Consider the following 16,242-nt stretch of genomic DNA (forward strand, 5'->3'; position numbering starts at 1 on the left):
GGATGAGCGGGTTGGGGTGGTGCCAGGGGTGGAGTGGTGCTGGTTGGAGATCAGAGACGCAGAAGGACCTTGGCCGACGCGGACGAGTCGCGCGCGATGCCGAACGCCTCGACGGCGTCGGCCGCGTCGATCGTGTGGGAGATGACGGAGTCGAGGCCGTCCGACTCGGCGAGCATCGCGACGGCGTCATCGATCTCGGTCGCGAAGCGGAAGGCGCCGCGGAGCGTCAGCTCCTTGGCGAGCATGGGCGCGAGGTTCACGCCGATCTCGGCGTCGGCGAGCATCCCGACCTGCACGACCGTCCCGGCCCGGCGCGCCGCGCGCACCGCCTGGGTGACCGAGACGGGGACGCCGGAGCACTCGAACACGACGTCGTAGGACTCGTCGGCGATGGCGTCCCGGCCGACGAGCACGAGCTCGCTCGCGCCGAGCGCGGCGGCCCGGTCGAGGGGCTCGGGGCGGACGTCGCTCGCGCCGATCGTCGCAGCGCCCGCGTGCGCGGCGGCGGAGACGACGAGCAGACCGATGGGGCCGGCGCCGATGACGAGCACGCGCTTTCCCGCGACGCCACCCGCCAGGCCGACGGCATGCAGGGCGACGGCGAGCGGCTCCGCTAGGGCCGCGCGTTCAAGCGGGAGGCCCTCCGGGAGCACGCGGATCATGTGCTCCTCGACGATGAGGTACTCCGCGGCGCCGCCCTGGCGGTGCGGAGTGGTGGCGGCGCTGCCGAAGTAATCGCCGCCCGGACGCAAGTGGGGCCGGTCCTCGAGGCCCGGCACGTCGGCGCCGTACCGAGCGGGGTGGACGGTCACGGGCGTCCCGGCGGCGAGGCGGCCGGACGGGTCGAGATCGACGACGGCCGACAGCTCATGGCCCGGCGTCAGCGGCTCGCGGATGGCGTACTCGCCGTTCGCGCCGTGGAAGTAGTAGTGCAGGTCGGAACCGCAGATGCCGACGTAGCGGACACGGAGCCGCACCTCGCCGGACACGGGCTGCGGCACCTCGCGGTCCGCCCAGCGGATGTCCTCCGCGCCGTGGATGGCGAGCGCCTTCATCGTCGCACCTCCCTCGTTCGTCTTCTGGCCCTGATCCGCCGTGCTCACGCCACAACCTCCGATCCGCGGTGCGTGACATCGGCGTCCGCCGCCGTCACGCACTCCACAATGGCCGCCGGCACGCCGTCGCCAGCGATGGTGTCGACCAGGTCGCCGACGCGTTCCGTGAACGCGGGACGGTCGGCGAGGTCCTCGCCGAAGAACCGGAGGTCGACGATCGATGCCTCGGCCAGGTCCGCTCCGGTGCGCGCCGATCCGGCAAGCGCGGCCAGCCGGTCGCGGGCGCCGTCCGTCATCGCCGAGGCGAACGGGCCGGGGTCGAACCCGGGGCGGGGCGCGATGCACGAGAGGTAGGCCGCCACGGTGAGCGCGATCAGGTGCGGCATCTCACCGCGGTCCAGCAGCCGGAGGGCCGGACCTGGGATGCGCTGCCGCAGCTTCACGGAGCCGTCGGTCCCGACCTGGCTGGTCTTGTGGCCCAACGCGGTGTTGCCCCAGCGGAGGAACAGCTGGCGCTGATAGTCCGCGATGTCGACGCCGGACGGGACCTGGATCGACGGCGTGTACTCGTGGGTGAGGACCGCGCGCGCCGCCTCCCGGATCGCGGGCCGACCCACGGCATCCGGGATGGTCTCCGCGCCCTGCAGGGCGCCCAAGTAGGCGATGAGCGAGTGCGTGCCGTTGAGGAGCCGCACCTTCAGCTGCTCGTAGCGGTCGACCTCCGTGCTGAACACCGCTCCCCCGGCCTCCCACGCCGGCCGTCCGGCGGCGAAGTCGTCTTCGATCGCCCACATCGTGAAGGGTTCGGCGGGGACGGGGACCTCGTCCCACGCCCCGAGCAGCGACGACACCTCGTCGCGGAGGGCGGGCGTCGTCGACGGGACGATGCGGTCGACCATGCTCGAGGGGAACGACACCGACGACTCCAGGAACGCGAGCGCCTCTGCTCCCTCCGCGGTCGGCAGCTCCTGCAGGAACTCGCGGACGAGGCCCTTGGTGTGGGTGCCGTTGGCCGCGAGGTTGTCGCAGCTGAGCACCGTGAGCGGGGCTCCGGAGGCCGCGGCCCGCCGCTGGATGCCGCGGGCGAGCTGGCCGATTGTCGTCCGCGGGCCGTCGCCGCGGAGGTCCGCCGCGATGGCGGGGTCGGCGATGTCGAGGCGACCCGTGGCCGGTGAGGAGCTGTAGCCGTTCTCTGTGACCGTGAGCGTGACGATGCGGATGGCCGGATCGGCGATGCCCGCGACCACGCGCTGCGGGTCGTCGGCCGCGACGAACGCGTCGGTGTGCACGGCCGGGACGCGCAGCGTGGTGTCCTGGGGCGAGATCGTCGCGACGGAGTAGAGGTGGTCCTGTGCGCGCATCGCGTCGACGACGGCGCGGGAGCGCGAGGCGACCCCGACGATGCCCCAGTCGCCGCCGTCCGCGGCGATCGCCGCTGCCGTGTAGACGGCCTGGTGGGCGCGGTGGAAGTTGCCGAGGCCGAGGTGCAGGATCCCGGAGCGGCCGGGCGTCTCCGGGATCGGGACGGCACCGTGGCGCGACCGGGACAGATTCTGCGGGGCGCTCATGAGCGCACTCCCGCGTCCGCTGCCCGGCGGCGGGTCCTGGGATCTTCGATGATCGGCATGGAAAAGAGTGTGAATGGTTTGTACAAAATTGTCAAGCAGCATTCCATACACGAAGATGAACTCATGCGGGAACATCTGTTCCTACGAGACGGGAGAGGCGGCTATGGGCGCGACGCTGACCGATGTGGCCCGGCGGGCGGGGGTGTCGATCGCGACGGCGTCGCGCGCCTTCGGCGAGCCCGACCGCCTCGCGAGCAAGACCCGCGATCGGGTGCTGCACGCCGCCAACGAGCTCGGCTACGACAGCCCGCAGGCGGCGACCGCGACCCGCTCGTTCGGCATCATCGTCCCGGATGTCGCCAACCCCGTCTACGCGACGCTGCTCAAGGCCATTCACACGCAAGCCTGGCACGGCCGTCACCGCACCGTTCTCTTCGACGCGGACGAGGACCGCCGCCGCGAACGCGAGCAGATCGAACGGGCGCGCAAGCTCGACGGGATGCTGCTCTGCTCGCCCCGCCTGCCCGACGACGAAATCCTTGAGCTCGTCGGGGACGCGCCCTTCGTCGTCGTGAACCGCTATATACCCGGCGTCCCCTGCGTACTCATGGATATGGAGAACGGTCCGCAGCAGGCGGTGGAGCACCTCGCCGCTCTCGGCCACACGCACGTCGCCTACGCGGCCGGACCAACCGGCTCCTGGGCCGACGACCAGCGCGCCGCGACGATCACGAAGGCGTGCGAGCGGTTCGGCATCCGTCTCACCCGCCTGAGCCACCAGGCAGCGTCGATCCAGGGCGGCCGAGCGGCGGCGGCGCCCGCGATCGCGAGCGGCGCGACCGCCGTGATCGCCTACAACGACCTGGTCGCGCTCGGGCTCGAGGCCGGGATGTCCGACATGGGCCGCTCCTGCCCCGCCGATATCAGCATCATCGGGATCGACGACATCGACATGGCGAGCGCCGTCAACCCGGGCCTCACGACGGTCAAGATGCCGATCGAGCGTTGCGGCGCTCTTGCCGTCGACCTCCTTCTTCAGGTCTTGGCCGGCGCCGCGCTCACCGAAGCCGAAACCCTCGGCTCGCAGCTCATCGTCCGCGGGACGACAGCCGCTCCCCCACGCTGAGCGATCGTCGGATGCCGCGTCGAAGCGGGCAACCGAGACTCAGGTCGACGCGTCGCGAAACCGGGCCAATCAAAGCTCGTCGAAACATCGATGCACTCTGTTCCCACCACATAGTCCCGGACTCCGTTGGCGAACTTCAAACTGGCAGGAGCGCGAGTCGTTGAGACGGGAGTCTCGATCTCTGCGAGCAAGCGCCTGGGCTCGACCCGTCAGTCGCGGCGGCTGGAGGTAGATCGTGGCGCGCCGCCGATCGTGAGGGCGAGGAGAGTGTTGACCGCAGTCTCATACGGGCGAGGATTCCGCTCCGCCTGAGCAAGCAGAAGCCCTCCTTCAAGAGCTGCGAGAAAGGTGGTGGCGAGGTCATCCGGATCGATGCCAGACGGAAGTTCCCCGTCGGCGTGGAGGGACCTGAGTCCTTCGCTGATAGTCGCGGCCCACTGATCAAACCCTGTCGCGATGCGCGCGCGGGCCTCGGGGTCGCTCTCGGCTAGTTGACCGACCAGCGAACCAAGCGGGCAGCCTCCCTTGCCCTGGTCCTGACTCACTCCGGTGATTACCATGTTCCGCCAGGTCTCGACTCCGTTGTCGCTGCTGAGGGCCTGCCGGTGGTTCTCGACGATGGTCTCCGCCTGGTAGTCGATGACCGCCTGTACGAGCTCGTTCTTGTCGGGGAAGTAGTGGTACATCTGCGAGCCGCTGACTTCCGCCGCCACCTTGACGTCCTCCAAGGTGGCGCCGGCCACGCCACGCTCATGAATCAGGGCCGCCGCCGCCTGCACAATTCGCGCCCGCGTGCGCGCGCCTTTGGCGGTGAGTTTGGGTCGGTCTGTCATCTCGTCAAGCACGATCAAATGCTAGCACTTTCTGGGTTTGACAACCCATTACGACCGCACGATACTGAGTTGCGTGACCCAGTACGGGCCAGTGGACGAACAGCGGCACAGAGCCGCGAGCTCACCAGAACCTGAGGAGTAACACCATGAGCGCATACCTTGTCGTCGAATTCACGGTCAAGGACCCTGAGGTCTATCGCGACGAATACAGCGCCAGTGCTGGGAAGACCGCGAAGAAGGCCGGTGCCGAGCCTGTCGCCGGCGGCCCGTGGGAGATCCTGGACGGCGAGCCCACGCTGTCCTCGGGGGCGATCATGCGGTTCCCCGACCGTGAAGCGGCCCTGACCTGGTACAACTCTCCTGAATACCAGGAGCTGATCGAGGTTCGCGGTGCCGCTATGGATGCCCGATTCCGCCTGATCGATGGCGTGCCGGAGCAGACCGCCTGATGATCCGCCAACCCCAACGCCACGACGTCGACGCGATGAGCCTCGACCTGTCCGAAGGAAAAAGCGAATGAGCAAGTTCTCCGACCAATTCGCTGGAAGGCTCGACGGTCAGACCGTCTTAGTCACCGGCGCCAAGGGCGGGATCGGCTATGAGACCGCGCAAGGCGCCGGCAACAGCGGTGCTACCGTCCTGGTTCACGCACGAGGCGCCGACAATGCCCAGCAGGCAGTCGAGCGGCTGGCCAGCACCGGCAATGGCAAGGGGGCGTACATCGCCCTCGCGGGCGATCTCGGATCGCTTGCCGGCGTCCGGGATTTGGTTGATGCCGTGCACCACGTCAGCCCACGGGGATTGAACGGACTGGTCAACAACGCGGGTGCCGCGTTCTCCAGGAGAGCACTGTCGCCCGACGGGTACGAGCGGACCATCGCCATCAATCACGTCGCGCTGGCGGCACTGACCGGCGGCCTGCTCGACGCGCTCCGGAGGGGTGCTGATGATTTCGGGACGCCCTCGCGGGTCGTGAATATGACGGCGGTGATCGAGAAGCAGGGCAACCCGATCACCGATTGGAGTTACCCGGGCAAGTTCACTCAGATCCAGGCCTACGGCGATGCCAAATTGCTGGCCCTGATGTACACCTACGCTCTGGCTCGCCGCCATGAGGGCGACGGTCTGACGTTCAACGCCGTCAGCCCCGGAGCGGTCAAAACCACGCTCGGCAGCAAAGCCGGTGGGCCATTCAAAATCATCCAGGCGTTGACCAATCCTTTCATCGGACCGCCGGAGAAGGGGTCGCGCGGGGTCGTGCGGCTGCTTGCCGACCCCGAGCTCGCGACTGCCACCGGGGGCTACTACAGCTCCGCGCAGCTCAAGAAGTCCTCTGAGAAGTCTCGCGACCGTGCCGCTCAAGAGCGCGTGTACGAGCAGACTGAACGCGAAGTGCGCGTCGATCGTTGACACGCCCTCAGCCGTTGAAAGCCAGGACTCCTTAGAGTCAAAAGGAGCCGCCGTCGTCGACGGAAACGGCGCACTCCCGCGCTTCCGCATACGCAAGACAAACAAGAGACTGGAAACCCCGTGGCTACACTCCCTTTCCCTGAAGAAGGCATCGCCCTCACCCATTTCATCGTCTCAACCGACCTCGAGCGTTCGGCCCGGTTCTACTCGGAAGTTCTGGGTGGAGAGATCGTCATGAGCGGGGGCCCGTGGATGGTCCAGCTCGCGAACTCGTGGATCATCATGAACGAGGGCGGCGGCCCGACCGAGGACAAGCCGACGGTCACCCTCGAAGCCCCGACCGACCCGGACCGGGTCAGTGCGTTCCTGAACATCCGCGTCGCCGACATCCAAGAGATCTACAAGACGTGGTCCGCTAAGGGCGCAGAGTTTCTCACCCCACCGATGGACCGCGGTGCCGAGATCCGCTGCTACGTGCGCGATCCCGACGGCCACCTCATCGAGGTGGGACAAGTCGTGAACCGGTAGTAGCGCGCCACGCCGAAAGCGGGTCGGCAGCCCACACCGGGACCTCGCGCGGAAGCGCGGCTCAGTTCGCTGACGCGAGTTCCGCCAGAACCTTCTCCACCCGTCGCTGCCTCGTCTCCGCCGTCTTCGCCTGATCGACGGGCTCGACGAGAGCCCGCTGGCGGCTGTAGGACAGGGCAGCGTACGCGCGCTCCAATGCAGGATCCGACTCGAACGCTTCCCGAACCTCCGGGGGCAGCGGCACCTCGCGAGGCAGGACATCGAGCACGACGACGACATCGACCTCGTCGCCGGCGCTCACACCCGAAGCGGCACGATGTTCCGCGCTGAGGGGTATCAGGTACTGCTCGCCCATTCGGGCGATCGTCGATCGGTACTCGTACGACCCCAGCCTCACCGTTACCGCCGGCTTCTTACCGGCCCCGAGTTCCGCGACGACCTCATCCGGAACCGGGATCCCGGTGGCAGTCTTACGAGCCTGCAGAATCGTCGCACGAAACGATGGCATGAGTCTCCTTAGCGCCGACGGCCCTCGCAGCGACAGCTTCCCACACGTCCGGATTCGCAGTCCAACACCGCGTAATCCCTGGGATCGGGTTTCATGTCATCGAGCGCCATCACTCCAGGGCCCGCTCGAAGGTCGAACCGCTCATCGCATGCACGTAGCGAGCCACCGGAGAGCTTCGCTGGAGGGAGCCGTGAATTTCGGAACTGTTGCCAGCTCGCTACTCATATGACGCGTGTGCTCGCAGAGGGCGTTTCTAGGCCGCGGATTTTTGAGGCCACGCCCTGCGCGTAACGCGGTGCCTATCATGATCGTGCACGGGCGCCGGGGGTGCCCTCAAGCGCTCGAGACGGAGGACCCGATGGCCTACCTTGAACGACAGATCCCGCTGCCCGATTTCTCAACAGACGCCGTCCACTCGGACGAAGTGCCCGCGCAGGAGAATGTGGTCTCCACGGGCAACCTTCCCGACGTCGAACGAGTCCACGCACTCATCGAAACCGCCCACGAACGCTACCGCAGCCTGAACGACGGGAAGGTCGCCGACTACATCCCCTCGCTCGGTGAAGCAGACCCGGCCCTCTTCGGCATCAGCGTGTGCGGTGTCGGAGGCCAAACGACGAGCGTCGGCGACTCTAGCCACCCCTTCTCGATACAGTCGATCTCCAAGGTGTTCGTGTTCGCCCTGGTTTGTCATGAACTGGGGCACGCGGAAGTGTCGCGCCGCGTCGGCGTCAACAACACGGGCCTCCCGTTCAACTCGGTCATGGCTCTTGAACTCAGCGACGGCGACCCCAGGAATCCTCTCGTCAACGCGGGCGCGATCACGACGACGAGCCTGGCGCCTGGCTCGACGGCGGCAGAGAAGTGGGACTTCGTCCAACGGGGACTCTCCCGCTTCGCCGGGCGACACCTTGAAATCGACCATGAGGTCTACGCATCGGAGTCGGCCACCAACCAGCGCAATATGGCGATTGCCCGGCTCCTTCAAAGTTACGGGCGGATGCAATTCGACCCGATTCAGGCGACCGACGTCTACACCAGGCAGTGCTCACTCCTGGTGACCGCCGAGGACCTGGCCGTCATGGCCGCCACTCTCGCTGATGGAGGTGTCAACCCGATCACCCAGGATAAGGTCATCGATGCATCCGTCTGCCGGGACACGCTCGCCGTAATGGCGACGAGCGGGCTCTACGAGTTCTCCGGAGACTGGCTATTCGAAGTGGGCATTCCAGCAAAAAGCGGTGTCTCGGGCGGGATCGTCACGGTCGCACCGGGCAAGGGCGGACTCGGAACGTTCTCACCGCGCCTCGACCCCGCCGGCAACAGCGTGCGGGGGCAGCGGGCGGCCCGCTTCCTCTCTCATTCACTCGGCCTCGACATTTTCGCTTCGACCCCGAATGGAACTTGATCCGTTTGATCGCAGCGTGAAACGACCAGGTTCGGGAAGGGCCGACCTTCAAGCGAACCTCGGACTCCACACCTGCGACGCCGCCCGTACTCTCCACCGCAACCCCGGCAAGAGGTAGACGAGTGGCCCGACCTGGACCTCTACGACTACTGAACAGAGCGTCCGCAGCGTCGGGCGGCAGGCGACCGAGAGCTGTGTAGCCAACGACCCGATAGTCGCTGCATCATGCAGCCAGATGGGCAACAGCGCATCGCGGACTCCGCTCAGGAGGTTGGTTCAGATGACTAGGACAGACGCTCATAACGCCGCTCAGCGCACAGGCTGGGTCGGCTGGATCTACTTCGCAGGGATCGTGCTGCTGATCGGCGCGGCGATCGACATCATCTACGGCCTCATGGCGATCATCGGCCCGAACACCGCGTATTTCGTCGGCCCGCAAGGCAGGGCGGCATCGTTCAACGTCGCCGGATGGGGGTGGTGGTCGCTGATCATCGGCTTGGCCATGGTCGTGCTGGCGTTCTTCCTGCTGACCGGCCGAGCCTGGGCTCGCATCCTCGTCACAATCGTCGTCGCTATCAACGCGGTCAGCCACGTCCTCTCGCTCCCCGCCCAGCCCTGGTGGGCGATCATCATGATCGGGCTCGACGTCCTGGTCATCTACGCCGTGACCGTCCACGGCAGAGAACTGCGCTCCTGACATCCCGCGACGCTCGCGCGCGGTGATCAGAGATTCCCGCGACGCACGGGGGTGTTCGTGGACGCACCCGCACCGCGCGCGAGTCCCTCCCATCAGGTGAAAATCGAACACCGGGCCAAGGTAAGTCTTGCCAAGCTAGCTACCGCGCGCGGACACTATCCACACTCGGCACTTCCGACGCACGGGCAACGGTGCGTGTCGACTCGCTGGAGAGGGGAACATCGTGACGATCCATGCAGCTGTAGAGCACGAACCACACCCCGAGGAATTGGCCCTGTCCCGTATCTACGAAACGGGCAGACCATCTCCCTCGTCCACTGGAACCGCGTCGCCGGCGACTGGAAGTACACGACCCTCGTCGTCGAGTACGCGGGCCGTGACGAGAACACCTGGCAGGTCATCGCGCAGGGCCAACCGATGATCCTCGACCGGGCGGAATGGACCATCTTCGCGTAACCACAGGCTTGCGGATCGCGCTACGTGATGGATGGGTGGGCGCTGGCCGCGCTCACTGCTGAAGCCGCCGTGTTCCATTCGTTCGTCTTGGAACGTCGCCGTGATCGAGGATCGTGTCGTCGACTGAACGACCCGGTCGAACGCCACGAACCGTACGTACGCCGTTTCCGTGGTCAGCGCGGCTAGTCGGCCGATCAGGGTGCGCGTGTCGGCGGCGATCGCCCACCCCTCGCCCGCGTACCGGCTAACCGTCTCCACGCACTCCTTCGTCTCCTCCGGGTCGGGAAGACCGACCCGATCACCGCGGTCCGTCGGCCCTGGGATACGCAGCAGCCCGTGAGACGGATCGCCATCCACGGCGCTTCCACCCGTTGCCGGATCAGGTGGTGCAAACCCGCTGAAGAGCTCCCCGATCCTGCATAGCCGCAGGCGAAGCCCCCTCCTATACTTGCCGCCGAACGGCAGTCACCGCTCGTTAAGGAGACCTGACATGACCGATGCAACATCCACCCCACGCGACGGGACCGACGCGGCCGCCGGCGTGAATGCGGCGGGCATCAGCGACGGCGCCTACACGCTGATCGCCGCCGATTTCGCCGACACCGACATCGCCATGGAGGCGTACGAAGCACTGAAAAAGGTCGAGGACGGCGCCACAGTCAAGATCGACGGGGTCGTCGTCGTCAGACGGGATGCCGCCGGCAAGCTCGAAGTGCAGAAGGCCACCGACCACAGCACTCGCGACGGCCTCACCTGGGGCGCTGTCGGCGGGGCGGTCCTGGGTGTACTCTTCCCGCCGTCGATCATCGCCAGCGCCGTAGTGGTGGGCGCCGGCGGCGGCCTCATCGGCAAGCTGCGCGAGCGCCACCACAAGAAGGAGCTCGAAAAGGAGCTCGAGGAGGCGATCGCGCCCGGGCACTCCGGCATCATCGCCCTCGTCTCGAATCCCGGTGAGGTCAAGATCCGCAAGGCGCTCGAGAAGGCCGACCGGATCGTCGAGAAGGCTATCGACGACGCCGCCGCAGCGGACATCAAGGCAGCGGGCAAAGACTCGGACAGCGCCGCCGGCTCCGGTGGTGCGGCCGACGCACCCTCCGCCACCGAGAGCAATTCTGCCGAGAAGAATTAGAACGGCTGCGCGGAGGCGACCTCCTGGCTCGCAGAACGGCACGGTCTCCGCCGTGCCGTTTCTCTAGACGTTTCCGAGATCTTCCGGAGATAACTCGCGTGAGCAGCGTGAGCGCGATGGAGCAGAGGGGGCCGACGAGGGCGACGGCGAGGGCGAAGAGGATGCGTTGGGTCGCGGGCGTGCTGCTGGTGTTGGCCGTCTAGAGGAAGACGGCGCAGAGGAGGTAGCCGTAGACGCCGGATGCCAGCAGTGCAGTGAGCCGGTCGGTGGGGAGGAGGCCGATGCCGATCGCGATGATCGCCCAGACGATCAGTTTCCAGGCGGATCCGCCGAACGGAATTCGGCCGCTGAGGGCGCCGAGGCCGCATCCGAACGCGCCCCGAGGACGACGGTGATCGTGCGGGTCATGCTGCGGACGTCCGAACGAGTCCGGATAGTGTCCGCTCGCGGTGGCTAGCTTGGCAAGACTTATCTCGGTCGACCCTCGACTTTCACCTCACTCGATGGTGACTCGCGTGCGGTTCGCGCAGACAACGGTATCGAAACCTGAATGACGGCTCGCCGCCTTCGGCTCTGCGCCTAGATCGCCCCACCGTTGACATAGATGATCTGGCCGTTCACCCAGTGGCCGGGGCCGGCGAGGAACGCGACCGTGTCGGCGATATCCTCCGGGGTGCCGAGCCGCTCCAGCGGGGACACCTTCGCCAGTCCCCCGATCTCGTCGTCGTTCTTGCCGTCGAGAAACAGATCGGTCGCCGTGGGGCCGGGCGCCACCGCATTCACCGTGACGTCCTTCCCGCGCAGTTCACGGGCGAGAATGAGGGTCATCGCGTTCACGGCGCCCTTGCTGGCGGCGTAGGCGGAATACCCGGGGAACTGCAGCTTCGACACCGAGGTCGAGAAGTTGATGATCGCGCCGCCGGACCGCACCCGGCGAACCGCCTGCTGCGACACCACGAAGGTTCCGCGGATGTTGACCCGGTGCATCCGGTCCAGGTCGTCGAGATCAAACGACGCCAGCGGCCCTAGCAACATGATCCCCGCCGTATTCACGACGACGTCGATGCCGCCGAACTCCGCCTCCACCGCATCGAACGCCGCAACCATCTCGGCCTCGTCGGCGACGTCACCACCGACTGCGAGAGCCCGGCCGCCCGCATTCACGATGGATGAGACGATCGCTTCGGCCTTCGATCTGTTGCCTGCGTAGTGGACAGCGACCGCCATTCCCGCAGCAGCGAGACGCTCGCAACTCGCCTTACCGATTCCGCCCGAGCCGCCTGTCACCAGCGCGACCCGGAGGTCATTCGAGCCGAACATGATGCCTCCCTCCGGTGAGCATTCTGACGGCGTTATTACACCTCCATCAGACCGATTCACGCCAGGGTGCAACCCGCGCTCCCAGTCGTCCTCGGCGGTGGAGCGACCGCTTCTGATTCGCCGTGGCGGGCGTAACGTCGTGGCATGCCTGGCAGCCGGCCACCGCGTCGCTGGCGTGACGCGATCTTGCGCTCCCCGAGCGGCGCAATTGCTCGGCGGATCGAGTTGGTCGACGGTCGCCTCCCTCCATTTGTGGACCTCCCTGCGACAGGCAACGGCGGCGCAACCGATCATTTCCTTCTCGCTGTAGCGGATCCGGTGCGACCGATCTACCGTTGGCAATCGCAGACGCAGGCAGCGCCTCCAACAGACGATTAGCGTCCGGTGCGTCGTTCTTCGATTCCCCGCGTCGCTTGTTCGGCGCTCGACGACGTCGGTGATACGGCCCGAGCCTACGGGAGCCGCGATCGCCGCTTTCAGCGCGTCCTGGGAGCGGCTCACCGCAGCCGTCGACGGCGGAAGTGGGCAGGACCCGGGAATCCCGCATCAGTCAGCGTTTCGCGGCCAGTCGCGCTGCCCGCTGGAGTATCGCGATCGCCGTCTCCAGTTCGAACGCTTCGGCTCGCGCGACCCCCGCCGCGTAGCCGGCCAGGTACGCCGAGAGGGGCGCGGCTCGCCGCACCACGTTGTGGGCGGCGTCGCGCGCCAGCTCGAGCACCGCGGACACGATCTCGGGCGAGACGTCGGTGCCCAGCTCAGCGTTGAGGATGGTCATCCACTCGGAAAGCTCCGTCATGCCGGTGTCCTTGCTCGTGCGGCCGCCAGATCGGCTGGGGTATCGATGTCGAAAGCCAGGCCGTCGGGGTCCGGCAGGAATGTCAGCTGCAACCGCTCGAAGAGGAGGCGCGCCGGGAGAGAGTCGAGTCCCGTTTTCCGGCGGAGGCGGGAGCATTCGGCACGCAGCGTCGTCGCGCGATAGACGCCGCACAGCCATTGCGGTCGGCCGGACCCGTCGAGAAAGGCGACCCCGTCCCCGAAGGTGGCTCCGTCCCCGTGCCATTCGTGGGCGAGCAGTAAGGCAACCGCTTCGGGTGCGCGGGCCAGATCGCACGCGACCACCAGGATCCGGTCGGCAATCACCGCGCGTCGAGCGATTTCGTCGAGGCCGGCGGCGATGGCCGCAGCCGGACCGGAGAACGGCGGATCCTCCCGGGTGATGGATACCGAGCCGAGCAACGCGTACTTAGCGATGGGCTCCACCGGACCCACGACGACGGTCGGCACCGCGCGCGTTGCTCGCACTGCACGGTCCAGAAGTGTCTCGCCGCCGATGACGACCGTCGGTTTCGGCATCCCGAGCCGTCGAGCCCGGCCGCCCGCGAGAATGACCGCGGCCACACTCATGCGGGCTCGATGACCCGCAGGAGCTGCCCGGCGCGCACGTCGCCGGTCTCTGCACCGACGACTCCGATCAATGGGGCGGCGAACATCGCCGACAGGGCGTGAGCGGCCCGCCCGGGGTGCCCCATCGGACGGATGGACAGCCCACCCGGGCTGTCGGATACGTCGAGGGGCACGAACCGGACGGCGCCCGGCGACCCGCTCCAGCCCTCTGAGACCGTCTCGGCCGCGGGTCCCGCCGAGACCGGACGTCCGGAGAGCCTGTTGAGTGCCGGCCGGACGAAGGCCTCGAAGGATACGAACGCGGCGGTCGGGGTTCCAGGGAGCGCAAGCCAGGGAACGCCGGACCACGTCCCGAGAGCCTGCGGGCGTCCGGGACGCATCGCCACCCGTGCGAGGATCCCGCCCAGTGTCGCTTGGGCCATCCGGCCGAGCAGGTCACGGGTCCCGGCGCCGAGACCTCCGGTCGAGACGATCAGGTCCGCCTCGCATGCCGCGGCGTCGAGCACGCGCGCGACCGATATCGGATCGTCGGCGGCGAGCCGACAGCTGCTCACGATGCCGCCGAGCGACTCGACGGCGGCGCGCAGATAGACGGCGTTCGAGTCCGGAATGGCCCCCGCACTCTGCGCGGAGAGCTCGTCCCCGGACGAGATCACCGCGACCCGGGGCCGTCGGTGCACGAGCACCTCTTCGTGGCCGGTTGCAGCGAGCAGTGCGAGACCGCGTGCTGTGAGCTCATCCCCCGCCGACAGCAGCGGGTCGCCCGCCGCGATGTCCTCGCCGGTGCGGCGGATGTGAGTCTTCCCCGCATCCCAGAGCAGCACCTTCCCGCGGTCGACGAAGCTCCCGGTTGACGACTCTTCGACCGGGATCACACGGTCGGCACCCTCTGGGATCGGCGCGCCTGTCATGATCTGCACCGCCTCCCCCGGCCCGACCACGAGCCGGCCATGCCGGTGGCCGGCCGGCGCGCATGCGGTGACGACGAGACTCGCCGGACGCCCGGGTGTGGTCCCCTCGACATCGGCTTCCCGCACGGCGTATCCGTCCATCGCCGCGTTGTCGAACCTGGGCACAGGGGTGCGGGCGATCGTCTGCTCGGCAAGCACCCGGCCGACGGCCGCGGCCACCTGGACGCGTTCGGCGGCGAGGGGACGGACCAGGCCGAGCACCGCGGCGCGATAGGTCTCGACAGTGTGTGCGATCGCATCCATGGGGACACGCTAAAGGCCGGCAGTGTCGCGCCCGTTGCCCGCCGGTCACAGTCGGGTTGCGTTCCCCTCACATCCCCCCCGGACGGTGGAGAGGTGTTGGTCACGCAGTCTTCACGTCGCGCGCGGTCGACGGAAACACGGTCTTCCTAGCGTGGTGGCACCACTCATCCGCAGGAGGTTCACGATGACCAGCACCGTCTCCGGCCACACCGGAACACCGGCCGCTCCCGCTCCTCTCGTCGTCCGGCCCGGCCGCTGGATCGACGGCTGGAACGCAGAAGACCGGGCACAATGGGAGGCCGGGGGCGCTGCCATCGCGCAGCGCAATCTGCGCTGGTCGATCTTCGCCGAATTCCTCGGCTTCGTCGTCTGGCAGCTCTGGTCGATCGTCGTCGTCTCGCTCCCCGCTGCGGGATTCCACTTCGATACCGCGCAGACTTTCTGGCTGATCTCGATGCCGAGCCTGGTCGGGGCGACGCTGCGCTTCCCCTACACGTTCATGGTGCCCCGATTCGGCGGCCGCAACTGGACGATCATCTCGGCGGCCCTGCTGCTCATCCCGACCATCGGACTCGCGGTCTGCGTCTCGAACCCGCAGACCCCGTTCGGCGTGATGCTGCTCGTGGCCGCGCTGGCCGGGTTCGGCGGCGGCAACTTCGCCAGCTCCATGGCCAACATCACCTTCTTCTACCCGCAACGAAAGAAGGGCTGGGCGCTCGGGCTCAACGCCGCCGGCGGCAATCTCGGAGCGGCCGTCGCGCAGTTCGCGGTGCCGATCGTCATCACGATCGGGGCCGGTGCGTCTCTGCAGCTGCCGCTCGCCGGTCTGATCTGGGTGCCGTTGATCATCGTCGCGATCGTCGGCGCGTGGCGTCGGATGGACAACCTGTCCCATGCCAAGGCCGATCTGAAGGCCTCGCTCACCGCGCTTCGCGCCCCAGAGCTGTGGCTGATGTCACTTCTCTACATCGGCACCTTCGGGTCGTTCATCGGCTTCTCGAGCGTGTTCCCCAAACTCATCGCCGACCAGTTCCCCGCCTTCAGCGCCTTCCCGCTCGGAGGCGCCACCCTCTCGCTCGCGTTCCTCGGCGCACTGGTCGGATCGCTCGCGCGGCCCTTCGGCGGCCGACTCGCCGACCGGTTCGGCGGCAGCACCGTGACGATCGCAGCCTTCGTCGTCATGGCCCTGGGCGCGACGGCGGTCATCCTCACCCTCCCGCTCGACGACTTCTGGCTGTTCCTCGGGTTCTTCCTCGTCCTCTTCATCGCCAGCGGCGCGGGCAACGGCGCGACCTACCGGATGATCCCCACGCTGTTCGCGCTGCGCTCCGGCGCTCCGGACGGCCACAACAGTGCCGGCGACGTCCCCGCTCAACGGACCGCAGCCGCGGCCCTCGGAATGGTGTCGGCGTTCGGTGCGTACGGCGGCTTCGTCATCCCGCAGGTGCTCGGCCTTTCCAAATCCACCACGGGTGGGTACGAAGCCGGGCTCGGCTGGTTCGTCGCGGCCTACGCCGTGCTTCTCGCGATCACCGTCGCGATCGCGGTGCACGGCCGCCGCCGCGGGGTGCGGATCTGACGGGCGA

17 protein-coding genes are annotated in these 16,242 nt (G+C 67.6%); 8 read left to right on the top strand and 9 right to left on the bottom strand.

Annotation, left to right across the window (positions count from 1 at the left end):
- Positions 1-50: 50 nt before the first annotated feature.
- Positions 51-1,055 (bottom strand): zinc-binding dehydrogenase, encoded by a 1,005-nt coding sequence (locus QRN40_RS04690; protein WP_285117439.1) that lies wholly within the window; start codon positions 1,053-1,055, stop codon positions 51-53.
- Positions 1,056-1,099: 44 nt separating this feature from the next.
- Complete coding sequence (locus QRN40_RS04695) at positions 1,100-2,623, bottom strand: mannitol dehydrogenase family protein (RefSeq protein WP_285114340.1); 1,524 nt, start codon at positions 2,621-2,623, stop codon at positions 1,100-1,102.
- Between the two features lie 163 nt (positions 2,624-2,786).
- Between QRN40_RS04695 and QRN40_RS04700 the strand changes: the two genes are divergently transcribed.
- Entirely contained in the window at positions 2,787-3,749 is a 963-nt protein-coding gene (locus QRN40_RS04700; protein WP_285114342.1) for a LacI family DNA-binding transcriptional regulator, read from the top strand.
- Between the two features lie 209 nt (positions 3,750-3,958).
- Here the strand turns inward: QRN40_RS04700 and QRN40_RS04705 are convergent, their stop codons facing one another.
- Positions 3,959-4,594 carry a TetR/AcrR family transcriptional regulator gene (locus QRN40_RS04705; protein ID WP_285114343.1) on the bottom strand — a complete coding sequence of 212 codons (636 nt, stop codon included), beginning with the start codon at positions 4,592-4,594 and terminating at the stop codon, positions 3,959-3,961.
- 134 nt (positions 4,595-4,728) lie between these two features.
- Between QRN40_RS04705 and QRN40_RS04710 the strand changes: the two genes are divergently transcribed.
- From QRN40_RS04710 to QRN40_RS04720, 3 genes are all read left to right on the top strand, one after another.
- Complete coding sequence (locus tag QRN40_RS04710; protein WP_285114344.1) at positions 4,729-5,031, top strand: DUF1330 domain-containing protein; 303 nt, start codon at positions 4,729-4,731, stop codon at positions 5,029-5,031.
- A gap of 67 nt (positions 5,032-5,098) precedes the next feature.
- Positions 5,099-5,992 (top strand): SDR family NAD(P)-dependent oxidoreductase, encoded by an 894-nt coding sequence (locus tag QRN40_RS04715; RefSeq protein ID WP_285114345.1) that lies wholly within the window; start codon positions 5,099-5,101, stop codon positions 5,990-5,992.
- A gap of 120 nt (positions 5,993-6,112) precedes the next feature.
- Complete coding sequence (locus tag QRN40_RS04720) at positions 6,113-6,520, top strand: VOC family protein (protein ID WP_285114346.1); 408 nt, start codon at positions 6,113-6,115, stop codon at positions 6,518-6,520.
- A gap of 61 nt (positions 6,521-6,581) precedes the next feature.
- Here QRN40_RS04720 and QRN40_RS04725 read toward each other — a convergent pair whose 3' ends face one another.
- Positions 6,582-7,028: a YdeI/OmpD-associated family protein gene (locus tag QRN40_RS04725; protein ID WP_285114347.1), complete on the bottom strand. Its 447-nt coding sequence runs from the start codon at positions 7,026-7,028 to the stop codon at positions 6,582-6,584.
- A 358-nt stretch (positions 7,029-7,386) separates the two neighbouring features.
- On the opposite strand from QRN40_RS04725, the gene glsA reads away from it, so the two are divergent.
- Both glsA and QRN40_RS04735 read left to right on the top strand, forming a co-directional pair.
- A complete protein-coding gene (gene glsA / locus QRN40_RS04730; protein ID WP_285114348.1) occupies positions 7,387-8,436 on the top strand; it encodes a glutaminase A in 1,050 nt (349 codons plus the stop codon).
- A 280-nt stretch (positions 8,437-8,716) separates the two neighbouring features.
- Complete coding sequence (locus QRN40_RS04735; protein ID WP_285114349.1) at positions 8,717-9,133, top strand: DUF7144 family membrane protein; 417 nt, start codon at positions 8,717-8,719, stop codon at positions 9,131-9,133.
- Between the two features lie 285 nt (positions 9,134-9,418).
- On the opposite strand, the gene QRN40_RS04740 is transcribed toward QRN40_RS04735, so the two are convergent.
- Positions 9,419-9,946, bottom strand: coding sequence for a hypothetical protein (locus QRN40_RS04740; RefSeq protein WP_285114350.1), 528 nt, complete (start codon positions 9,944-9,946; stop codon positions 9,419-9,421).
- Between the two features lie 133 nt (positions 9,947-10,079).
- Here QRN40_RS04740 and QRN40_RS04745 point away from each other — a divergent pair, with 133 nt between their 5' ends.
- Positions 10,080-10,718, top strand: a complete 639-nt coding sequence (locus QRN40_RS04745) for a DUF1269 domain-containing protein (protein ID WP_285114351.1) — start codon at positions 10,080-10,082, stop codon at positions 10,716-10,718.
- A 579-nt stretch (positions 10,719-11,297) separates the two neighbouring features.
- On the opposite strand, the gene QRN40_RS04750 is transcribed toward QRN40_RS04745, so the two are convergent.
- From QRN40_RS04750 to QRN40_RS04765, 4 genes are all read right to left on the bottom strand, one after another.
- The gene (locus QRN40_RS04750; protein ID WP_285114352.1) at positions 11,298-12,038 is read right to left on the bottom strand and encodes an SDR family oxidoreductase; all 741 of its coding nucleotides are present in this window, start codon (positions 12,036-12,038) and stop codon (positions 11,298-11,300) included.
- 550 nt (positions 12,039-12,588) lie between these two features.
- Positions 12,589-12,834 (bottom strand): DUF6457 domain-containing protein, encoded by a 246-nt coding sequence (locus QRN40_RS04755; protein ID WP_285114353.1) that lies wholly within the window; start codon positions 12,832-12,834, stop codon positions 12,589-12,591.
- Complete coding sequence (gene mobA, locus QRN40_RS04760) at positions 12,831-13,442, bottom strand: molybdenum cofactor guanylyltransferase (RefSeq protein ID WP_285114354.1); 612 nt, start codon at positions 13,440-13,442, stop codon at positions 12,831-12,833. The genes QRN40_RS04755 and mobA overlap by 4 nt, the downstream gene beginning before the upstream one ends.
- A complete protein-coding gene (locus tag QRN40_RS04765) occupies positions 13,439-14,656 on the bottom strand; it encodes a molybdopterin molybdotransferase MoeA (RefSeq protein WP_285114355.1) in 1,218 nt (405 codons plus the stop codon). The genes mobA and QRN40_RS04765 overlap by 4 nt, the downstream gene beginning before the upstream one ends.
- Positions 14,657-14,840: 184 nt before the next feature.
- Between QRN40_RS04765 and QRN40_RS04770 the strand changes: the two genes are divergently transcribed.
- Positions 14,841-16,235 carry an MFS transporter gene (locus QRN40_RS04770; protein ID WP_285114356.1) on the top strand — a complete coding sequence of 465 codons (1,395 nt, stop codon included), beginning with the start codon at positions 14,841-14,843 and terminating at the stop codon, positions 16,233-16,235.
- The last annotated feature ends 7 nt before the right edge of the window (positions 16,236-16,242 follow it).

This window comes from Leifsonia sp. fls2-241-R2A-40a (assembly GCF_030209575.1).
In the GTDB taxonomy this organism is placed as follows: domain Bacteria; phylum Actinomycetota; class Actinomycetes; order Actinomycetales; family Microbacteriaceae; genus Leifsonia.

Bases quoted from the DNA above. Each gene is read 5' to 3' on its own strand.
- QRN40_RS04690 (WP_285117439.1), bottom strand. From the start codon at position 1,055: ATGAAGGCGCTCGCCATCCACGGCGCGGAGGACATCCGCTGGGCGGAC.
- QRN40_RS04695 (WP_285114340.1), bottom strand. From the start codon at position 2,623: ATGAGCGCCCCGCAGAATCTGTCCCGGTCGCGCCACGGTGCCGTCCCG.
- QRN40_RS04700 (WP_285114342.1), top strand. From the start codon at position 2,787: ATGGGCGCGACGCTGACCGATGTGGCCCGGCGGGCGGGGGTGTCGATC.
- QRN40_RS04710 (WP_285114344.1), top strand. From the start codon at position 4,729: ATGAGCGCATACCTTGTCGTCGAATTCACGGTCAAGGACCCTGAGGTC.
- QRN40_RS04715 (WP_285114345.1), top strand. From the start codon at position 5,099: ATGAGCAAGTTCTCCGACCAATTCGCTGGAAGGCTCGACGGTCAGACC.
- QRN40_RS04725 (WP_285114347.1), bottom strand. From the start codon at position 7,028: ATGCCATCGTTTCGTGCGACGATTCTGCAGGCTCGTAAGACTGCCACC.
- glsA (WP_285114348.1), top strand. From the start codon at position 7,387: ATGGCCTACCTTGAACGACAGATCCCGCTGCCCGATTTCTCAACAGAC.
- QRN40_RS04735 (WP_285114349.1), top strand. From the start codon at position 8,717: ATGACTAGGACAGACGCTCATAACGCCGCTCAGCGCACAGGCTGGGTC.
- QRN40_RS04745 (WP_285114351.1), top strand. From the start codon at position 10,080: ATGACCGATGCAACATCCACCCCACGCGACGGGACCGACGCGGCCGCC.
- QRN40_RS04750 (WP_285114352.1), bottom strand. From the start codon at position 12,038: ATGTTCGGCTCGAATGACCTCCGGGTCGCGCTGGTGACAGGCGGCTCG.
- QRN40_RS04755 (WP_285114353.1), bottom strand. From the start codon at position 12,834: ATGACGGAGCTTTCCGAGTGGATGACCATCCTCAACGCTGAGCTGGGC.
- mobA (WP_285114354.1), bottom strand. From the start codon at position 13,442: ATGAGTGTGGCCGCGGTCATTCTCGCGGGCGGCCGGGCTCGACGGCTC.
- QRN40_RS04765 (WP_285114355.1), bottom strand. From the start codon at position 14,656: ATGGATGCGATCGCACACACTGTCGAGACCTATCGCGCCGCGGTGCTC.
- QRN40_RS04770 (WP_285114356.1), top strand. From the start codon at position 14,841: ATGACCAGCACCGTCTCCGGCCACACCGGAACACCGGCCGCTCCCGCT.